We start from the raw sequence: 405 nt of genomic DNA, 5'->3' as shown, positions 1-405 counted from the left end.
CAGGCATCGCGACGGTGCGCTTTCGTTTCCGCAGCCGGCCGAGCGCCTCGTTGATGACGATGCGCGACAGCCAGGTCGAGAGCGAGGCATCGCCGCGAAAGGCGGCGAGGCTGGCGAAGGCGCGGACATAGGCCTCCTGGACGATGTCCTCGGCCTCGGCGTCGTTGCGTACCACGCCGCGCGCGATGCGGTAGAGCCGCTGGTTGTGCGTCTTGATGATGGCGCGGAAGGCACCCGCTTCGCGTGCGAGCGCCCGGCGCACCAGCGCCATGTCGCCATCATCGGCCGCGGCGATAGCGGCAGCTTGCAGTGCGGGCTTCCTCATTGCGCCACGACTCCCGGCAGGTGTTGCATCCTGGGATTGGATGCGCCTGCCGGCAAAAGGTTCCCGGGCTTTTCGGTGCC

1 protein-coding gene is annotated in these 405 nt (G+C 68.4%); it reads right to left on the bottom strand.

Features of this window, described 5'->3' with window-relative positions; translation table 11 throughout:
• The coding region (locus EN859_RS35575; protein WP_135913632.1) for a sigma-70 family RNA polymerase sigma factor at positions 1-325 on the bottom strand (325 nt) is incomplete at its 3' end.
• Positions 326-405: the final 80 nt, after the last annotated feature.

The sequence above is a fragment of the Mesorhizobium sp. M00.F.Ca.ET.216.01.1.1 genome (genome assembly GCF_004010325.2).
Lineage (GTDB): Bacteria > Pseudomonadota > Alphaproteobacteria > Rhizobiales > Rhizobiaceae > Mesorhizobium.
The sequence above is the reverse complement of the archived record's forward strand: the minus strand, read 5'-3'. Positions and strand labels throughout refer to the sequence as shown.